Annotated in this window: 1 protein-coding gene; it reads left to right on the top strand. The window is 60.0% G+C overall.

The genetic code is table 11. The features are described from left to right. Window positions 1–48: 48 nt before the first annotated feature. On the top strand, window positions 49–505 hold a 457-nt coding region (locus tag FDX14_RS11730; protein ID WP_137349596.1), incomplete at its 3' end, for a DUF3560 domain-containing protein.

Here is a 505-nt window from a genome sequence, read left to right as displayed (position 1 = left end):
GGTGAGCCGCCCCGCGAGGGGCGGCAACAGACGGAAGGAGAACATTTTATGACATCAGCAGCAATCACCATGACCGCCCCGGAAGCCGCCAGCCCTGTGCAGATGTACCGCGCGACCTACTCACCGGATGACAACAAACTGCGCCTGTATGCCGCGTCACGTCTTGACCAGGAAACGTATAAAAAAGTGCATGATGCCGGTTTCCGCTGGGCACCCAAACAGGCGCTGTTTGTGGCTCCAGCCTGGACACCGGGCCGGGAAGACGTGCTCCTCTCACTTGCCGGAGAGATTGAGGATGAAGACAGCACGCTCGCTGAACGTCAGGAAGCACGGGCGGAGCGGTTTACCGGATACAGCGGAAAGCGGGCCAGTGAATCCGCACAGGCACTTGATGAAGTGGAAAGACTGGCCGCGATGATCCCGCCCGGTCAGCCCATTCTTGTGGGGCATCACAGCGAACGCCGCGCCCGTCGTGATGCGCAGCGTATTGAAAACGGCATGAAAC

Source organism: Citrobacter sp. wls710 (assembly GCF_005281115.1).
Taxonomy (GTDB): domain Bacteria; phylum Pseudomonadota; class Gammaproteobacteria; order Enterobacterales; family Enterobacteriaceae; genus Citrobacter; species Citrobacter werkmanii.
Note: the sequence above shows the minus strand (reverse complement) of the source record. Positions and strands in the feature narration are given on the sequence as shown.